Annotated in this window: 16 protein-coding genes and 1 pseudogene; 10 read left to right on the top strand and 7 right to left on the bottom strand. The window is 53.5% G+C overall.

Annotated elements, in window-relative coordinates; all coding sequences use genetic code 11:
- Window positions 1–82: 82 nt before the first annotated feature.
- Both FCN45_RS15840 and FCN45_RS15835 read right to left on the bottom strand, forming a co-directional pair.
- A complete protein-coding gene (locus FCN45_RS15840; RefSeq protein ID WP_137386443.1) occupies window positions 83–787 on the bottom strand; it encodes a response regulator transcription factor in 705 nt (234 codons plus the stop codon).
- Complete coding sequence (locus tag FCN45_RS15835; RefSeq protein WP_246862533.1) at window positions 784–4,008, bottom strand: transporter substrate-binding domain-containing protein; 3,225 nt, start codon at window positions 4,006–4,008, stop codon at window positions 784–786. Before FCN45_RS15835 ends, FCN45_RS15840 begins: the two co-directional genes overlap by 4 nt.
- A gap of 350 nt (window positions 4,009–4,358) precedes the next feature.
- On the opposite strand from FCN45_RS15835, the gene FCN45_RS15830 reads away from it, so the two are divergent.
- The gene (locus tag FCN45_RS15830) at window positions 4,359–5,306 is read left to right on the top strand and encodes a sensor domain-containing diguanylate cyclase (protein ID WP_137386441.1); all 948 of its coding nucleotides are present in this window, start codon (window positions 4,359–4,361) and stop codon (window positions 5,304–5,306) included.
- Between the two features lie 123 nt (window positions 5,307–5,429).
- Here FCN45_RS15830 and treF read toward each other — a convergent pair whose 3' ends face one another.
- Both treF and FCN45_RS15820 read right to left on the bottom strand, forming a co-directional pair.
- The gene (treF, locus tag FCN45_RS15825) at window positions 5,430–7,088 is read right to left on the bottom strand and encodes an alpha,alpha-trehalase TreF (RefSeq protein WP_210421284.1); all 1,659 of its coding nucleotides are present in this window, start codon (window positions 7,086–7,088) and stop codon (window positions 5,430–5,432) included.
- Between the two features lie 464 nt (window positions 7,089–7,552).
- Window positions 7,553–8,407 (bottom strand): SDR family oxidoreductase, encoded by an 855-nt coding sequence (locus FCN45_RS15820; RefSeq protein WP_137386439.1) that lies wholly within the window; start codon window positions 8,405–8,407, stop codon window positions 7,553–7,555.
- A 97-nt stretch (window positions 8,408–8,504) separates the two neighbouring features.
- Between FCN45_RS15820 and FCN45_RS15815 the strand changes: the two genes are divergently transcribed.
- Window positions 8,505–8,867, top strand: a complete 363-nt coding sequence (locus FCN45_RS15815) for a helix-turn-helix domain-containing protein (protein WP_101761882.1) — start codon at window positions 8,505–8,507, stop codon at window positions 8,865–8,867.
- Between the two features lie 33 nt (window positions 8,868–8,900).
- Here FCN45_RS15815 and yghX read toward each other — a convergent pair whose 3' ends face one another.
- The gene (yghX, locus tag FCN45_RS15810) at window positions 8,901–9,791 is read right to left on the bottom strand and encodes a YghX family hydrolase (RefSeq protein WP_137386438.1); all 891 of its coding nucleotides are present in this window, start codon (window positions 9,789–9,791) and stop codon (window positions 8,901–8,903) included.
- 565 nt (window positions 9,792–10,356) lie between these two features.
- On the opposite strand from yghX, the gene FCN45_RS15805 reads away from it, so the two are divergent.
- The 4 genes from FCN45_RS15805 to FCN45_RS15790 all read left to right on the top strand — a co-directional run bounded on the left by FCN45_RS15805 (window position 10,357) and on the right by FCN45_RS15790 (window position 14,043).
- The gene (locus FCN45_RS15805; protein ID WP_101761884.1) at window positions 10,357–11,778 is read left to right on the top strand and encodes a cytochrome ubiquinol oxidase subunit I; all 1,422 of its coding nucleotides are present in this window, start codon (window positions 10,357–10,359) and stop codon (window positions 11,776–11,778) included.
- A 1-nt stretch (window position 11,779) separates the two neighbouring features.
- On the top strand, window positions 11,780–12,784 hold the full coding sequence (cydB, locus tag FCN45_RS15800; RefSeq protein ID WP_064738586.1) for a cytochrome d ubiquinol oxidase subunit II: 1,005 nt from the start codon (window positions 11,780–11,782) through the stop codon (window positions 12,782–12,784).
- Window position 12,785: 1 nt separating this feature from the next.
- Entirely contained in the window at window positions 12,786–12,953 is a 168-nt protein-coding gene (locus FCN45_RS15795) for a DUF2474 domain-containing protein (RefSeq protein WP_101761885.1), read from the top strand.
- A gap of 223 nt (window positions 12,954–13,176) precedes the next feature.
- Entirely contained in the window at window positions 13,177–14,043 is an 867-nt protein-coding gene (locus FCN45_RS15790) for a helix-turn-helix domain-containing protein (RefSeq protein WP_101761886.1), read from the top strand.
- Window positions 14,044–14,238: 195 nt separating this feature from the next.
- Here FCN45_RS15790 and FCN45_RS23895 read toward each other — a convergent pair whose 3' ends face one another.
- Window positions 14,239–14,295 carry an SEC-C metal-binding domain-containing protein gene (locus tag FCN45_RS23895; protein WP_137386906.1) on the bottom strand — a complete coding sequence of 19 codons (57 nt, stop codon included), beginning with the start codon at window positions 14,293–14,295 and terminating at the stop codon, window positions 14,239–14,241.
- Here FCN45_RS23895 and FCN45_RS23635 point away from each other — a divergent pair, their 5' ends adjacent.
- The 3 genes from FCN45_RS23635 to FCN45_RS15775 all read left to right on the top strand — a co-directional run bounded on the left by FCN45_RS23635 (window position 14,296) and on the right by FCN45_RS15775 (window position 16,125).
- Window positions 14,296–14,439 carry a hypothetical protein gene (locus FCN45_RS23635; protein ID WP_167391184.1) on the top strand — a complete coding sequence of 48 codons (144 nt, stop codon included), beginning with the start codon at window positions 14,296–14,298 and terminating at the stop codon, window positions 14,437–14,439.
- Between the two features lie 274 nt (window positions 14,440–14,713).
- On the top strand, window positions 14,714–15,496 hold the full coding sequence (locus FCN45_RS15780; RefSeq protein ID WP_137386437.1) for a siderophore-interacting protein: 783 nt from the start codon (window positions 14,714–14,716) through the stop codon (window positions 15,494–15,496).
- A gap of 89 nt (window positions 15,497–15,585) precedes the next feature.
- Entirely contained in the window at window positions 15,586–16,125 is a 540-nt protein-coding gene (locus FCN45_RS15775) for a PadR family transcriptional regulator (protein WP_137386436.1), read from the top strand.
- Window positions 16,126–16,194: 69 nt separating this feature from the next.
- On the opposite strand, the gene FCN45_RS15770 is transcribed toward FCN45_RS15775, so the two are convergent.
- Window positions 16,195–16,482: a SelT/SelW/SelH family protein gene (locus FCN45_RS15770; protein ID WP_101761890.1), complete on the bottom strand. Its 288-nt coding sequence runs from the start codon at window positions 16,480–16,482 to the stop codon at window positions 16,195–16,197.
- A 331-nt stretch (window positions 16,483–16,813) separates the two neighbouring features.
- Here FCN45_RS15770 and FCN45_RS15765 point away from each other — a divergent pair.
- A pseudogene (locus tag FCN45_RS15765) lies at window positions 16,814–19,036 on the top strand (TonB-dependent receptor domain-containing protein); the annotation flags it as partial.
- Window positions 19,037–19,047 lie beyond the last annotated feature (11 nt).

The raw sequence follows: 19,047 nt of genomic DNA, 5'->3' as shown, positions 1-19,047 counted from the left end.
TAAACTACCATTCTAGTAAACATCATGACAGCGCAGCGCGGCCAATAAGCCTTGATCCGCGTCACAGAACACAATTTATGCATCAGTGATGCAGCACAATTTCACCGAAATGCTCTTTGTATTTGAATAATTCCAAATCAGATCGCAGACCCAATTTACGCAGTGCAGTCTGTTTTTGCCCGCTGATGGTTTTACGGCTGCGCGCATATTTTCCGGCGATTTGCGTAATGCTTAATCCATCCAGATAGCAACGGATCACCTCGATCTCACGTGGGCTGAGATTGCGCAGCAGCAGCGTGATATCTTCGCCAGTTTGACGCGGCAATAAATAGTCATGCATTTCCCGATCGCTTTCCTGGAACTTATCCATCTCCAGCAGCATATCGGCGGTGAGAAAACGCTTGTTACGGCATACCTGATGCAGGGCGGTAATCAGCACTTCCTGATCTTCACTTTTACCCACAAAGCCATGCACACCCGCTTTTAACAGCAGTTGCACTATTGCCGGTTTTTCTACTGCCGAGGAGATCAGGATTTTTAAATCGGGATATCGCGCGCGCAGCTGTTTCACCATCTGCAGGCCGTCGAGTTCGTCTTCGCCAAGCATGTAGTCCAGCACCAGCACGTCCACTGAATGACGCTGTAAAAATGCCATCAGCTGCTGGCGTTGCGAAAAGGCGCCAGCCAGCTCCAGCAGCGCTTCCTGCGCCAGACGATACTGAATTGCTTTGCCGATCAGTGGATGATCGTCTAATACGGCAACCTGCCAGATTGCATCTTGTTTCATGGTTTCACCTCATTATCAGGATTATTTTTTAGTGCGTGAAGGAAGATCGCTTCCAGTTCGGCCACTGCTGTAGCGACTGCGGGAATCAGCTGCTGCAGAAACGCACTCTCTCGTTGTTCGGCTGCCTGCTCGGCGGCAAGGCAACTCTGTTGTAAGCTTTCAGCGCGCAGTAATTTGGCGCTGCCAAGTAATTGATGTGCAGCGTGGTGTGCGCTTGAGAAGTCCTCCGCCATGGCCGCTTGCTCCAGTTGTGCAAGATCGCGCGCATTTTGCTGCTGAGCGGTGGTGACCAGATCGCGCCAGGCTTGCGGATCATTGGCTGCGAGGTTTTCCAGGGTAAGCAGGGTTTCATTACGCATGCTGCTGGCAGCGCTGCCGGTGACCACTCGCAGCAGCTGGGTGCGCTCCAGCGGTTTAAACAGGCAACCATCCATGCCAGCCTGCGTCGCGAGTTGTGCAACGCGCTCTTCTGCCATCGCCGTCAGGCCATAAATCGGGACTGCGCGGCGATTCATTAGCTTCTCCTCAATACGTAACTGGCGGGTAAATTCAAAGCCATCCATGCCTGGCATATTGCAATCGGTGATCACACGATCAACGTCATGTTCGCGCCACAGTGCCAGCGCCGTTTCACCGTCTTCTGCCACCAACACATGATGCCCGGCGTAACGCAACTGTTGTGCCAGCAGCAGGCGATTGGTGGCGTTGTCATCCACAACCAGCATTCTTAAGGATGCGTGCACAACGTCATCAACTGGCTCAGCTTCTGCTTCAGTCAGCGTGGCGGGCTGGGCGATGAAGCGCAGCATAAACACGCTGCCCTCATCGGGCTCGCTCTCTACATGCAGCTCGGTTCCCAGCATCACCGCCAGACGGCGACAGATATTGAGACCCAGTCCGGTGCCACTGACGCGATTAGTGCCCTGATCCACCTGAACAAAGGGCTCGAAAATCGCCTTTTGCTGTTCTGGTGTGAGACCAACCCCACTGTCGCAGACTTCCAGTACGTATTCGGGTTTAGTGATATCTGCCTGGTAAAGCGCCACTTCAACTTCACCCCGCGCGGTAAACTTAATGGCATTGCTGACCAGGTTCGCCAGGATCTGCTTCAACGCCACGGGATCAAACAGCACGCTGTCCTGATCGATATCCAGCATGACATTGAGCGCCAGCCCTTTATTTAGCGCCACCTGACGGAATAGCGCTTCAGTGTCGTAAACCACATCGCTCAGTGACATCGGCATGTGGCGAATGCTGAAATGACCGGATTCGATTTTCGCCAGGTCGAGAATATCGCCGACCAGCGAGAGCAGTGAACGGGAAGATTCCCACGCCAAATCGATATTCTTTTGCCGCTGCGCTTCGTCGCTCTGACCTAAATGTTCAATCTCCAACAGGCCAATCAGTGCCGCCAACGGCGTGCGGATTTCATGGCTCATATGTGAAAGGAAAGTACTTTTCGCCTCGCTGGAGCGCAGTGCCGCACGCTTCGCTTTACGCACGTCCTCTAACAAGGTTTCGATCGTGTGCAGTTGGTTGCTGATTTCGCGCTCGTGCTGGCGCTGCCTCGCCAGCGACGATTTCAGCAGATGGTTGCGCCACAGGAAAAACAGCAGGCAAATGCCGGCCACCGCAGCAATACGCAGCACGTAACTGCGATAGCTCTGCCAGGACGTGCTGGTGGCGGGCGGCGTGTACTTGATCCAGCGCTCCATCAGTGACTGCATGGTTGGCTGCGGAATATCTGACAGCGCTTTATTCAGGATTGAATTCAGATGCTCATCCGCCAAATTGGTGGCCATCGCCATGCGAAACATCGGCAACGGTGCGACAAACGCCACTTTGAAGCGATCGTTGAAGTGGTTATTCAGCAAATATTGCGCCGATTCGTAGGGCACGATAAAGCCGTCAACCTCTTTGTCCTGCAGCTGCCCGAGGGAGTCGAGCGAAACCGCATTTTCACTAAAATCGATGGTTGGCCAGCGGCGACGCAGATCAAAGCGATAATAAGAACGCTCGTAGATGCCGATGCGTTTCCCTGTCATCTCATCGAAACTGTGCCAGTTACTGTCGCTGCGGGTCATCACCACCCAAGGCGAATAGACATAAGATCGCGTGTATTGAATCTGCGGGCTCTGCTTTGACGCGCCGTCACTCACCACAATCAGGGAATCGCGTTGATTAACCAGCGCATCGCGCATATTGCTCAAGCCCCGCATTGGATTGTAATGAAAACGAATACCGGTGCGTTGCGAGATGAGATTTAACAAATCGACGCTGAGTCCGGCGACACGCTGTTTGCTGTCGAGAAAGGTGAAAGGCAGATGTGTAGGGTCGTAATTCACCGTGATGTCGCGGTGCTCCGCCAGCCATTTTGCTTCGGCTTCGCTAAGGTCCAAAGGATGATTCTTCACCACCGACCGGTAATCAAGCCCCCAGGCTTCGGCAATTTGTACGGCATTACGTAGCGGGATATTTTTAAGAATTTCATTAATGGCGTCGATTAGCTCAGCATTGTCCGCGCGGGCGGCAAAGCGTGCATCCACATCGTTCGTGTAAGGCGTGCTATGGCCTTCAATGATGTTCTGCAAGCCGCGCTGCGACAAATAGCGCTGCGTGGCGGAGTTACTCCAGAACACCATGTCCTCATTGAAAGCGGTATCGGTATAGGCCCAGAGCGGCGGTGAGGCGGGCGCTAATGTGGCTTCGGGATAGCGTTTATGCAGCAGCGCTTTCAGTTCGTCGTCACCGTAGTACATCAGGCGATAGCGGTTGTCATTGAGCTGACGATCAAATTTTGCCTGGCGGCGGCTAATCAACACGCTTTGCGCCAGCGAATAGGGAATACTCAGCGCCAGTTTGGTTTCATGATTAGCAGCCTGCGGGTAGTAAGGAATTAAATCGACTTGCTTGTTATCGAGCGCGGTAACCAGATCGAGACGGGTGTTATAGCGTTTAACTTCGACCGGAAGATTCAGTGTTTTCGCGATGATGGCCAGATAATCGGCGGACAGTCCTTCAAAGGTGTCCTCTTCAAATTCAACCGAATAGGGCGGTAACGTATGGCTCCATACGCCAACGCGCAGCACCGAATGACGTTTTAGCCACTGTTGGCTCTCTGCATTTAGCGTCACTTCAGGGGAAACCAGACCGTAACGCGGCGTGAATTTTAAGGTGGTGGCGCTCCAGGCCGACAGGCAAAAGCCCAACAAAAAAATCATGCTAAAAATGCGTTTGACCACGAATTGATTCTCAGTTTTCTTTGCTGCTTTAAGCACTGCCGTGCGGCGGTGCGGTTCTCTGGCTGCGCTTTAATACGCCAGTGACCCTTCACAGCGGCACGAAACTCAACGGTTATTAAATGCTTTTTAAGAAATTTCTTACGTCTGTAGGCGAGGCTTACTACAGGCTGGTACTTAAGTAAGTTAAGTCAGCTGTTTTGACAGGAAACTTTCGACGTAACTCCTGAAGTTTCTCCAATTTGCCGCTGCTAATCGGCTTTTCATTTGTTTTATTTACAGAAACTTCCCGGCAGGCAAAATAGCGCTTATTTCCTCTCCTTCAGCCAACCATGTCAGAAGAAGCGCTGCGTCAGCAGATTCAGAACCTGAAAAAGCATAATGCGCGGTTAAAGCGTATAGCGCATGACGCGCGTAATAAGCTGAGTGCCGCGCTGGATGGAACCGGTTTATGTTTGTGGCAGCTGGATATTCCCAGCGGCAAGCTGGTGATTTTTAATCGTCGCTGGGGTGCGATGCTGGGTTTTCAGCCGAAAGAGACCAAAGCGCAGTTCGATGTGTGGCGCGAACGCCTGCATCCGGATGACGCCGACGAAGTGCTCAAAGCTTTTTACGATCACATTGAAGGGCGCGCGCCTTATTACGAAGCGCTGCACCGTATGCTGGGCAAAAACGACAACATTAAATGGGTGCTGGATCGCGGACGCGTTACCGAATGGGACGCAGCGGGCAATCCGCTCAAAGTCACCGGCACGCACATCGATATGACCAAAGAGAAGCAGTACGAAGCGCAGCTCTCATCGCTGGCGCATCACGATCCGCTAACCGGACTGACTAATCGTCATGCGCTCAATACGCAGTTCAGCAGGATGAAAGCGCTTGGCCCGCTGTGCGTGGCGTTTATCGATCTCGACAACTTCAAACACGTCAACGATACCTTGGGACATCGCAGTGGTGATGAGGTGTTGATTCAACTGAGCCAGCGCATCATCGACGTGGTGCCGCCAAACGTGGTGATTGGCCGACTCGGCGGCGACGAGTTTGTGCTGCTAATGCCGTTCCTGATCGACTATCCGAAAGTGCGCATTATGATGCAGGCGGTGCTGGATGCCGCGCTGACGCCGTTTGATATTGAGAATGGACATGCGCAGATTGGTGCGTCAATTGGCATTGCGCAGGTGCAGGAACGCGACAGCTTCGATGAAGCGCTGACGCGGGCCGATGAGGCGATGTATCAGATTAAGAAGAATGGTAAGCAGGGTTTTGGGTTGGCGGGGTAGTTTTTACCCTCACCTTAACCCTCTCCCGCAGGCGGGAGAGGGGACTGATCGAGCTTACATATGGCAGCGTTTCCCTCTCCCAGTGAGAGAGGGCCAGGGTGAAGGCATCAAGCCGCCCCAATCTCAATCCGCCAGCAAATGCCCATACATGGTCATCAATCTGCGGGTGACGCCATTAGTCCAGCCGAAGCCGTCCTGCAGCGGATACTCGCCACCACCACCCGGACGGGCGCGATCGCCGCTGATGTCATACTTCTCCACCAGCTTATGATGCAGTGAATAGAAATTATTCACCGTATTCAGCCAGTTAACGGCAATTTCTGTCGCCAGCGTCTCTTCACCGTAGTGATTTAAACCGACCACCGCCATCCACTGCAACGGTGCCCAGGCATTGGGTTTATCCCATTGTTCGCCGCTCTCCACCATCGAGGTTAACAAACCGCCTTGCGTCAGTAACAGATGACGCAGCGCAACGGCCTGCAGGTGCGCCTGCTCGGGCGAGGCGAGGCCGAGGAACAGCGGCACTACCGCAGCAGCGGTGAAGGCGCCAAAGCGTTCGCGACGCCAGTCGTAATCGCGGTACACCCCGGCAGTGTTATCCCACAGATAGCGATGAATCGCCTGCTTACGCGCATCGGCTTTTTTCTGCCACGCCAGCGCCGTGAGCTCTTCACCTTTGGCATGTGACAGCGTCGAAATCATCAGCTCCAGCTTGTAGAGGAACGCGTTGAGATCGATCGGAATAAATTGCGTGGTGCGGATACTCGCCAGACGCTGCGGATCGCGCAGCCAGCGTGAAGAGTAATCCCAGCCCGATGCAGCACCGGCACGCAGATCGCGATAAACCTCGTTGGCCGGACGACCTGATTTCTTCGCAGTTTCAATATCTTCCAGCCACGACTCATCGCGCGGCGTGTCGCGATCGTCCCAGTAACGGTTGAGCAGCGAACCATCTGGCATGCGCACCACGTGGCGATAGGCCTGATGCGGCATCAGCTCACCCGCGCCGTCCATCCAGAACTGGTACTCTTTCATCAGCTGATCGAGATAGCGTTTCGCGCCGCGAATGCCATCCTCTTCAAACAGTTCTACCATCAGCGCAAACACCGGCGGCTGCGAACGGCTGAGGTAGTAAGTACGGTTGCCGTTCGGCACGTGACCGTAGTTATCAATCAACCAAGCGAAGTTATCCGCCATATGACGCAGCAGGTCGTCGCGGCCTGCATCGGCGAGGCCGAGCATGCTGAAGTAGGAGTCCCAGTAATAGGTTTCTCCAAATCGGCCGCCGGGCACCACGTAAGGTTTCGGCAACGGCAGCAGCGATGAGTGTGCTAAATGTTGCTGTGGCATTTTGGTTAACACCGGCCACAGATCGTCAATATGTTCGGTTAAGGTTTTATCTGGATTAGAAACATAAAAACTCTCATTCACCTGAGGTGAATAAAAATGTTCGTGCACGAATGCTTCCAGATCAAAACCCGCTGCGCGTTTACGGCGACGAAAACGGATTAAAATATCCAGCGGATCGAATTTTGGTGCGCAGTCCGGAAACGTTTTGCTGTCAGCAAATATGTGCGATGTCTGTACCTGCTCAAACAGTTCCATGTAGCGATCGGCAGGCGTCAGCGCATCCGGCGCGGGCAAACCTTCAATCAGCTCGGGTTCCGGCTCCGAATCATGCATACCTTCGCGAACGAACTCGTGAGGATTATATTGATACTCCAGTTCAGCATCAGCGCGTCGATCCTCGAAAGCGTTATATTGCTGTTGGTTAGTATTAATAGCAGCCTCCTGGTAAATTCTTGAATGCGTAAAGAACAAATTATAGAGCTCTGAACGGGCGAAACAACAATGCGATTTATCTATGAACGTAATAAATCATGTCGATGGATCCGGTTTTTTTATGATTTTTCAGTGATTACAACGGACTATATTTCAGGAAATGAAAGCGGCTTTTAAGATGGATGTTTAAATAGCTGCACAGAAATATCTGTATTTAAGAAAATCGCTAAAATTTGCGCAAAAAAGCGTGGAATGGCTTGATCAATTTATGGCAAACGCAGCGGAAATAGAGCTGTATTTCCCTCACCCTAACCCTCTCCCGCAGGCGGGAGAGGGAACCGATCGAGTTAACATGTGGCAGCGCCTCACTCTCCCACAGGGAGAGTGAATCGATCGAGCTAACATGTGGCAGCGTCTCCCTTTCTTTATGGGAGAGGGTCGGGGTGAGGGCATCAGGCCGCACCTTACTTCTGCAACGCCGCCTTTATCACGTCCGCATACGGCGTGGTGGGGCGGCCAATCAGTTTGCTTAGCGTATGGCTATCGTCAAACAAACCGCCTTTTTCGGCGCCGGCATCTGAATCTGCCAGCATCTCTGACAAGCCATCTGGCAAACCGGCACCTTTCAGCGCGGCGGCAAATTCGGCTTGTGGCAGATTGATGTAATCCACTTGCTCGCCAGACTGTTTAGCAATCTCGGCGCTGAACTGCGCCAGCGTGTAGCTGTCGTCGCCAGCCAGTTCATACACCTTGCCCGCCTGATCGTCACGGCTGATCACTTCGGCCGCTGCCGCCGCATAGTCAGCGCGCGCCGCGGAAGCGATGCGACCTTCGCCGACCGCACCAATAAAGGCATGATGCGCCAGCGCGGGCGCAATACTCGCCGCGTAGTTTTCGGTGTACCAGCCGTTACGCAGCAGCGCGAAAGGAATGCCCGAGGCTTTCAGCTGGGCTTCAGTCGCACGATGCTCAACGCCTAAACCCAACGGCGAGGTATCGGCATGCAGTAAGCTGGTGTAGGCGATAAAGCCAACGCCAGCGGCTTTTGCCGCATCGATCACCGCCTTGTGCTGCGCTTCACGCTGGCCGACTTCACTGGAAGAGATCAGCAGCAGTTTATCGACACCGGCAAAGGCGCTTTGCAGCGTTTCCGGTTGGCTGTAATCCGCCGCTCGCAGCGTTACGCCCAGCGCCTGCAGATCGGCCGCTTTCTCGGGCGAACGCACCGCCGCAATGATTTCGCTAGCCGGCACTTTTTTCAATAACGCATTAATCACCAGACGGCCCAGTTGGCCTGTGGCACCTGTAATCGCAATCATGTTGTTCTCCTTTTGAACTGGTATGAAAACAGCCTAAGCGATAAACTAACTTTTAGTAAGTACTTACAGATTGGTTAGTTTGGAGAAGCTGAGTTAAATGTCTGAAAAGTTGAGTGAAAAATTTACGCGCGGTGAGTTGCTTAACGTGAATTGCCCGTCACGCGACGTGTTGAAGCGCATTACCAGCCGCTGGAGCGTACTGATTTTGCTGGCGCTACGTGAAGAAACCCTGCGTTTTAGCGAGCTGCGCCGCAAGATTGGCGGCGTCAGCGAACGTATGCTGGCGCAGACGCTGCGCTATATGGAAGAGGATGGTTTTGTTGAACGCATTGCCTATGACGTGGTGCCACCGCACGTTGAGTATCGTTTGACGTCGTTAGGCCGCGAAGTGGAAGGGCAGGTGACCGGACTGGCGGATTGGCTGGAGAGCAATGTGCATCGGATTTTGAAGGCGCATTGAGAAGGGCCGCCATTTATGGCGACCGCCGCACCCTCAAGCGCGTAAATACTTCTCAAACCAACCCAGCGTGCGGCTCCATGCTAATTCGGCGGCGGCTTTGTCGTAACGCGGCGTCGAATCATTATGGAAGCCATGATTCACACCGGGATAAACATAGCCTTCATAGATTTTGTGATTGGCTTTCAACGCCTCTTCATAGGCTGGCCAACCTTCGTTGATGCCTTTATCCAGCGCGGCGTAGTGCAGCAACAGCGGCGCTTTGATGCGCGGCACATCTTCCGCTTTAGGCTGACGGCCGTAGAACGGTACCGCGCAGGCCAAATCAGGAAACGCGACGGCCGCCGCATTGGCTACGCCGCCGCCGTAGCAGAAGCCGGTGATACCCACTTTGCCGGTGCCCTCTTCGTGGTGCATCAGGAAATCAATCGCGGCGAAGAAGTCATTCATCAACTTGGTGGGGTCGACTTTGGCCTGCATCACTTTGCCTTCATCATCATTCCCCGGATAACCGCCCAGCGAGCTCAAACCATCGGGTGCCAGCGCGATGTAACCGGCTTTCGCTACCCGTCGCGCCACATCTTCGATATAGGGATTGAGGCCACGATTCTCGTGCACCACTACCACCGCAGGCACTTTGCCGGATGCATTGGCCGGTCGCACCAGATAGCCGCGCACCTCGCCGTGACCTTGCGGTGACGGATAGTGAATGTATTCCGGTTTGATCGCCGGATCGGTAAATTCCACCTGCTGCGCCAGCGCATAATTGGGGCTCATGGCGCTGAGCAACGTGGCGCCGGTCATGCCAGCGATAGTGAATTTCGCCGCCATCGCGATAAATTCGCGTTTGCTGATTTTGCCGTGCGCGTAGTAATCGTAAAGCTCGAGCAGTTCCTGAGGGAAATCCTGTGCAGTAAGACGGGCCATAACCTCTCCTTCGCTGTTTAACTGGTTGATTAATGCTCTAAAAAAGCACAGCTTGTCGCCGCTGGCAAATACCATGCCGCAGTAGGTTAACGTCACTGCGTTTACATCACCTGTTTAATAAACAGCAGAAATATATCTTTTTGTTCTAAAAATATTAGCTTTTAATTAACAATCCTGATCATCCTGCGCTGTCCGGAAATATTTACATGCTCAACGTATTTACCGTAAATAACGCCATTTTTCTTCGCACTAAAAAATAAATAAATGAAGTGCTTACCTGATAAGCACAGCGGGAATAGGCGGAAAACAATAACAATATTGTCACAATGAATGAGGGTGATTAACCTTAACGTCGTGATTTTTAAAGTGTTAGTTTCTGCTGAAAACAATGATCGAAATCAAAAAACACTGTTATAGTTTTACCGACTTCCCCTGTATCTTTTTGTTCGCACCACTTCCTTTTACATTGGCGCGACATTTCTTTAAGCACGGCGAAATAACCGCTGCGCTCTGCTTGTTAATTATAAGTAAAAATTCGGTGTAATTTGTGGCAATGAGGTAAGCAATGTTTGGATTAGACGCCTTTCATCTGGCCAGGATTCAGTTCGCATTTACTGTTTCCTTCCATATTATCTTTCCAGCCATCACCATCGGTCTCGCCAGTTTCCTGGCGGTGCTTGAAGGGATGTGGCTGAAAACCCGTAACGAGACCTATCGCGATCTCTACCATTTCTGGTCAAAAGCGTTTGCCGTTAACTTCGGCATGGGCGTGGTATCCGGATTGGTTATGGCGTACCAGTTCGGTACTAACTGGAGCGGTTTCTCACAGTTTGCTGGCAGTATCACCGGCCCGCTGCTCACCTATGAAGTGTTAACCGCCTTCTTCCTTGAAGCGGGCTTCCTTGGCGTGATGCTGTTTGGCTGGAACCGCGTCGGTCCGGGCTTGCACTTCTTTGCAACCTGCATGGTCGCGCTCGGCACCATCTTCTCCACCTTCTGGATTCTGGCGTCAAACAGCTGGATGCATACGCCGCAGGGCTACATCATCCAGAACGGCATCGTGGTACCGGAAGATTGGCTGAAAATCATCTTCAACCCCTCGTTCCCTTATCGCTTGTTCCACATGTCGGTCGGTGCCTTCCTGGCCAGCGCCTTCTTTGTCGGCGCGTCGGGCGCATGGCATTTACTGCGCGGTAACGACAATCCAGCGATTCGTAAGATGTTCTCGATGGCGCTGTGGATGGCGCTGATCGTGGCACCGATTCAGGCGATGATCGGTGATGCGCACGGCCTGAACACCCTTGAGCATCAGCCAGCGAAAATCGCGGCAATTGAAGGACACTGGGAAAACAAGCCGGGTGAAGCCACGCCGCTGATTCTGTTTGGTGTGCCGGATATGGAGCAGGAGCGCACCAAGTACGCGCTGGAAATCCCGTACCTCGGCAGCCTGATTCTGACGCACAGCCTGGAGAAGCAAATCCCTGCGCTGAAGAGCTTCCCGAAAGAGGACCGTCCAAACTCCACCATCATCTTCTGGTCATTCCGCGTGATGGTGGCGCTGGGCCTGCTGATGATTACGCTCGGCGTGGTGTCTTTGTGGCTGCGTTTTAAAGGCCGTTTGTATCACTCGCGTCCGTTCCTGTGGTTCACGCTGCTGATGGGTCCATCGGGTTTGATCGCCATTCTGGCCGGTTGGTTTACCACCGAGATTGGGCGTCAGCCGTGGGTGGTATATGGCGTGCAGCGCACCATTGATGCGGTCTCGGCACATGGCGATATGCACATGAGCATCAGCCTGCTGGCGTTCATTCTGGTCTACTCGTCGGTGTTTGGTGTCGGTTACCTCTACATGATGCGTCTGATCAAAGAGGGTCCGGTGACCGGCGAAGGTAAAGAGGTTGATCACGGTGGTCCGGGTCAGCATCACACGCCAGCGCGTCCGTTGTCGGCGGCCAAAACCCATAGCGAAAAGAGTGGGGAGCACTAAGATGATCGACTTTTCAATTATCTGGTTTGCCATCATCGTGTTTGGCACCTTGATGTACATCGTGATGGATGGTTTCGATCTCGGCATTGGCCTGCTGTTACCGTTCAATAAAGATCCCATCGAACGCGACATGATGGTTAATACCGTTGCCCCGGTTTGGGATGGCAACGAAACCTGGCTGGTGTTGGGCGGCGCGGCGCTGTATGGCGCGTTCCCGCTGGCCTACTCGGTGCTGCTGGATGCATTGTCGATTCCTTTGACGGCGATGCTGATTGGCCTGATCTTCCGTGGCGTAGCGTTTGAGTTCCGCTTTAAAGCCACGCTAGAACACCGTGCGTTCTGGGATAAGTCATTCATTGCCGGTTCACTGCTGGCCACCTTCAGTCAGGGCGTGGCCGTGGGCGCTATCCTGAATGGTTTCCCGGTGGTTGGCCGTGAATATGCGGGTTCAGCGATGAGCTGGTTAGCGCCGTTCCCGCTGTTCTGCGGCGTCGGTCTGGTCATCGCCTATGCACTGCTGGGTTGTACCTGGCTGATCATGAAAACCGAACACGATCTGCATCGTAAGATGTCTGCGCTGGCGACGCCGCTGACGCTGACGCTGCTGCTGGTGGTGGGCATTATCAGTATCTGGACGCCGCTGACGCACGCGGATATCGCGCAGCGCTGGTTCTCGCGTCCGAACCTGTTCTGGTTCCTGCCGGTTCCGGTACTGGTGGTGCTGTGTTCGTGGGGGATTGTGCGCGCCATCAAACGTGAAGCGCATTACTCGCCGTTCATCCTGACATTGGCGCTGATTTTCCTTGGCTTCTCGGGCCTCGGTATCAGCATCTGGCCGAACATCATTCCACCGTCAATCACCATCTGGCAGGCGGCGTCTCCGGCGAGCAGCCAGGCGTTTATGCTGGTGGGCGGCCTGCTGATTATTCCGGTAATTCTGGGTTACACCTTCTGGAGTTACTACGTATTCCGCGGAAAAATCAAAGCCGACGAAGGATACCATTGATATGAAAACCGAGGTCAGCAACATGAAAACTCACTCTGAAACGAAGATTCCGTGGTGGAAGCAGGTGATGTGGCTGGTAGTCATTTACGGCGCAAGCGTGCTGGCACTCGGTGTGGTGGCATCACTGTTTCGTATGATGATGACGGCAGCAGGCATGCGTTCGCACTGAGCCCGCGCACCGCTTCAAGCAGTTGATATCACCGCAAGGTCGTCATGCGTGACGACCTTTTTTCTTTTCGTGCGCGATAAAAACGTTAGTAACCTAAGCAATTAATGCTTTTCCCGTTGCGCTACCTTTACTCTTCCTTACGTTGGTAATACGTTTTTGTTATATTTATGTGACGAATAACGCAAATTCATGACGTTAACCACCTCATTCGACTATCAAAATCATGCTCAGCCTGAATGTAAAAAAACAGTACATCAACGATCTGGTGGACTGGATAGAAGCGAACCTGACCGACGAGCTCAACATCGATCTGATTACCCTGAAATCCGGTTACTCCAAATGGCACATGCAGCGCATGTTCAAAGAGATGACCGGACAAACGCTGGCGTCCTACACGCGCAAACGTCGTCTGACCATGGCGGCGATGGCGCTGCGTCTGACCAGCATGCCGCTGATCGATATTGCGGTGCGCTTTGGTTTTGATAATCAGCAGAATTTTACCCGTGTGTTTAAAAGCCACTTCTCGATGACGCCGGGTGCTTATCGTCGCATTCCGGAAATGCTGATGAAGGATTTCCACAGCCGCATCTCCACGCAGCGTGAGTGGGTCAATGCGCGTCTGGCGCAGAAGCCGGAGATTCAGCTGTGTGGCGAAGTGATTGAGTGGGAATGCCGTTTCGGGGAATACATCGATCATCAAAATCATGTGGTGGCGCAGCATACGCGCGATTTCATCGCTTTTGCCGGTCAGCATGTGAACCGCGGCTGGCTGGGCTTTCAGTTTAGTCCGGGCGTGCATTCTGCCGACCAGCAACACATCAGCCTGTTCCAGGCGCTGGAGAGTCAATACGCCGACGTGCTGCCGCGTAACGTGCAGAACTGGACCGGCGAGAGGGGTTTGTATGCGGAGATTGACTGGCACGGCGCGCCGGAAGAGATCAACGCGTTCACCGCGGAGATTTACTACAACCACTTGCCAGCGCTGGGCGTGGCACGCCGTGCGGGTAAAGATTTGCTTAAGCTGGATTTGAAATACAGCACGCCCGATCTGCTGCAAGGCACCTTCTATATTCCGGTGACGGATAAGTAATGCATAATTCGTGCGGTAAACCGTGACAAACCGCACGATTTTATAAACTCACTGGCGTAATGAGCGTAAAATTCTTCATTGAAACCTGATTGGCCGCGTAAATCACCAGCCGCCACACATCAGGCTGGATAATCACCTGCATTTCTGGTCCATTCCGGGCCGCTATAGTGAACAGACAAAAAAATTATGCGACTTCTACCGTTGTTCCTCATGACAGCGCTTGTAGCGTTTTCTTCGCTGGCAAGTGCACAAATGGCTGAGCCTTTTTCACCGCCGGGCGGACTGCATCCGCATCAACCGCATTGTGCGCAGCATGAAATTCTGGGCGACAATGTGCTGCCGAAACATAGCCAGGATGATGGCAGTTTCGTGACCTGCGGCAATCGCCAGGCGTAATCGGCTTTTAAAATCCGTGACCGCTGCAATCTAAGCGCGGTCTCGGCAGTCAAACGCATTTATGTATTGCGCAATAAATTGCGCCGCTACACTTCCTGCTTGTAATCTGCACCTTATCCCTGACTGCTCTTCATCGTAGCGGCGCGATTTATCGCGCTGTTTTGACATGCCAATTTTCCAATAGCATTTTTCGGCATTGCGTCGAAGATATATCATAACTATTCTCTCCCCATCAGATGAGAATGACTTTCACTATCTTTTAGGGAGACACCACTTGCAAACTCACCCTTCCGAACGCGCGCCACGTCGTGTGCGCAATGAACTGCGTTTCCGCCACATCAGCGTGGTCAGCAAGACGCTGAGTGCCGGTGAATTCTGGCGCATTGTTTTCAACGGCAGCGATCTGGCCGGCTTCAACTCGCCATCGTTTGACGATCACATCAAAGTGTTCTTCCCGGAACATGCCGGTGCAGAGCTGGCGCTGCCGCAGATCACCGATGAAGGCATCGTTTGGCCGAATGGCGTGCGTCCTGCCGCGCGTGATTACACGCCGCTGGAATTTAACGGCGTCGATTCTCTGACCATCGATTTCTACATCCACGATGGCGGCGTTGCCAGCAGCTGGGCAAACCAAGCCAAAGTGGGCGATCAAATCGCGATGGGCGGCCCGCGCGGTTCGTTGGTGATACCGGCGGATTACGCCTGCCAGATTTACGTCTGTGATGAGACCGGTCTGCCCGCCTTTAAACGTCGTTACAGCGAAATCCAGGCGCAGGAAATTCATCTGCTGGCCTATGCCGATGAAGCCACCGGCCGCGATTATCTCGGTGATCTGCCAAATGTGCAGGTGAGCTGGTTGGGCAGCGGCACCATGCAGGCCGATAACCTGGCACCGATTAAGGCGCAGCTGGATAGGATTGCGCTGCCTGCCACTGAATACTTCATCTGGCTGACGGGCGAGGGCGAAGCGGTGAAACTGTTGAGCGATTACTTCACCCAGGGACGCGGTGCACATACCGATTTCGTGCGCGCAGTAGCTTATTGGCATCAGAAATAACGCCAACGCCGCGCGCGCTGCCGCCTGTGTTGAATTTTGCCAGGTGGCAGACTACTATCAACCTCCCTTAATTAGCGCTCAGGAAGGCAATGAAACAGCAGCGGGATTTTCCATGGCAGTCCGATCACGCACAGCGCACAGTCTGTGCAGGCGCACGCAAGAAGCGTCGGGAGCGGATGCTGGATGCCAGCGATATCCGCTTGTTAATGCTGCACTTTCTCGCCATCAGCTCTGCGCATGGGTATGAGCTGATTAAATCGGTTGAAGAGCTCTCCAAAGGGGAATATTCACCCAGCCCCGGCATTATCTATCCCAACCTTACGTTGCTCGAAGAGATGGATGCGATTCGCGTGGTCGATGCGCAGGCATCGCGTAAAGCCTATGCGCTGAATGAAGGCGGCGAGGCGCTGCTGGCGGAGAATCGTGACAACGTGAATGCGATTATCGAGCGATTAACCTCGCTGGCGATTTTGGTGAATAACCGCAGCATTCCGCAGGTCGAACAGGCGATTCATCTGATCAAACACACCTTGAATCATCGTCTGGCGCAGGAAGAGATTTCGGATGAGGCGCTGGAGATCGTGATCAGCGCGCTGCAGGAAGCGGCGGAAAAAATCGCTAAAAGTTAGCAGGTCGCCATGAATGACGACCTTAGGTGCGTGTACATCCGTTTATTCCGATAACGCACGAACCCCAAATCAACTCTTCTTCTTATCCACATGCCCCAACGCGCGATCCGGCCAGCAGAGGTCGCGCACGCGCTGCTTCAGCGCTGCCGCATCCGGGAATCCGCCTTCCTGCTTACGCTCCCAAATCACCTGACCATCAATGGTAATCTCAAACACGCCGCCGGTTCCCGGCTGTAGCGTTACCGCGCTTAAATCCTCGGCAAAGGTATGCAGCAACTCCTGCGCCATCCAGGCGGAACGCAGCAGCCAGTTACATTGTGTGCAGTAATGAATGGTAATCGCTGGTTTCTGTGACATAACGTGTCTCATTTAAATAATGAAGTTAACAAAATGTGCGGTCCAAGATACATCTTAGCTTACTGCTAGTTGATAATGATTACCACTTGCATTACATTCCTTTCGACATCATTTATTACAAAAAATAAGTCCATAATTTTTACGGTCTTTTAACCAAGGTCCTTACTTTCCGGCAGCAAGCAAGTGAGCGAATACTAACAATTAACCAGGTATTTCGCGCATGTCTTCACTCTTTCAGGGAACAGCCCAGCAACGTCTTTTCAAAGTTGCCATCATATCTTCAGCTATTCATGCCGCTTGCAGCTTTGCCGCCAGCGATAGCACCAGCAATGAACCGGTTCTCACCGTCACCGCGCCAAAACAGCAGGCCGGCAATAAAACCACCATCACAGTACAAGAGCTGCAAAAACGCGGTGCGAACGACTTCGGTTCGATCATGCGTTATGAGCCGCTGATCAGCGCCACCGGATCCAGCGGCGGATCCTCTGCCGGCAAAAGCGGTTTCGACCGCGCGGGTTACACCGGTTACAACATTCGTGGTCTGGAGAGTAATCGCGTCGGCATGGATATCGACGGCATTCCGATTCCGGATGCCACCGGCCGCCCTTATGTCAGCCGCACCGGCAACAACACCTTTGGTATTGGCCGCGATTACATCGATCCCTACCTGTTCGGCAGCGTTGATATTGAGAAGGGCGCCACGGCGGTGGATCAGCCGAATACCTCGATTGGCGGTAACGTCTCGTTCCACAATAAAACCGCTGACGATTACCTTAGCAGCGACAAAAATAGTTACTTCGGTTACCAGAGCGATTACGACTCATCGAATCGCAGCTGGCACAACGGCATCACCGCCGCTGCTGGCGATGACGAGCTGCGCGGCCTATTTGTTTACAGCCGTCGCGACGGCCAGGAAACCCGCAACAACAGCGACGTGAAACAGGCTTATCCGGCCAACTGGCACTCTGACGCCTTTATGACGTCCGGGATCTGGCAGCCGAACGATCAGCACAAGCTGAGCGCCACCTTTGATTACTATCACAAAACCAACCACAGCCATTACGATACCTGGGATACCAGCGGCAACACCGTTTGGGGCACCGCGCAGCAGCAGAGCGATACGCGCCGTTGGGGCATCAATCTGGCGGATGAGTGGACGCCGTATAACGACTTTATCGATACGCTGACCACGCGCCTTTACTGGCAGCAAACTCAGGCGCACGACAATACCTATCTGCCGACCAGCGCCAGCCAGTACGGCTTTGTCTATTCCGATTTCAACGTCGATAGCTATGGCTTCGACACGCGCGGCACCAAAACGCTGGGCCGCCACGAGCTGAGTGCCGGTGTCAATGCGCGCCTGGACAACAGCGAGCGTCCGTTCCGCCAGGAACCAGCGCCGAGCGCCTTTAGCGCCATCACCCAACCGCAGTCTGACAGCCGCACTTTCGCGCTGGCAGGATACCTGCAAGATAAGATCAATTTCGATCTTGATAGCCACAACTTCGCGGTCATTCCCGGCGTGCGCGTAATGTATCAAAGCACCAAGCCGAAAAATCTCGGCGATCTCACCACCGGCAGCACGGTGCTGACCGAAGAGCAGGTTGATGTGCTGTATGGCAAAACTAACTCCGATACGCAGGTGCTGCCATCGCTGACCTTCCAGTACGATTTAACGCCAGCGCTGACCACCTATCTGCAATACAAACGCGGCGTGCAGTTCCCCACTACCAGCCAGCTGTATGGCTCATGGAACCTGGGTTCCAGCTATGCGGGTAGCGCGCAATATGCGCTGATTGGTAACACCGATCTGAAAACCGAAACCAGCAACAACTTTGAGTGGGGCCTGAAAGGCCAGGCGACAGAAGGCGTAACGGTCAACACCTCGGTGTTCTATAACCAGTACAAAAACTTCATCGCCTACACCCGCTACCGCCGCGCCACCAATCCGGAGATGTTCGTCAACGTCCCGAGCAACATCTACACCAGCTATCAGGCTGAAAACCGCGATAAGGCCTACATTTATGGTGCTGAGATATCCACCAAAGTGAATTACGGCACCTGGTTCCCGCAGGTCGATGGCCTGAGCAGCACCTTTGCGCTGGGCTATAACGAAGGTAAATCCAAGTCCAGCTACGCCGGTGACAAGTACATCGATCTCGATAGCGTCGCGCCACTGAAAGCGATTGTTGGCCTGGCGTGGGATGACAAAGCGCGCGGCTACGGCGCAGCGCTGACCGCCACCTTCGTGAAAGGCAAGCAGGCCACGGCGACCAACCGCGAAAGCTACACCAACACCGGCACGGCGATCACTGATTCCACCACGGAATATATGCGCGTGCCGGGTTACGGCATGGTGGATGCAACGGCTTACTGGCAGGCGACGAAAAACGTCAAGCTGAGCGGCGGTATCTACAACATTACCGATCGCAAATACTGGGATTACACCAGCAGCCGCACGCTGACCAGCAGCAACGCCCAGGAACGCAACGACATCAACCTGGCGGTGATGCCAGGCCGCACCTTCCAGTTGGGTGTGAACGTCGATTTCTAATCCCTTTTCGC

This window comes from Pantoea sp. SO10, from assembly GCF_005281435.1.
GTDB lineage: Bacteria > Pseudomonadota > Gammaproteobacteria > Enterobacterales > Enterobacteriaceae > Pantoea > Pantoea leporis.
This window is presented reverse-complemented; position numbering and strand designations above follow the sequence as displayed.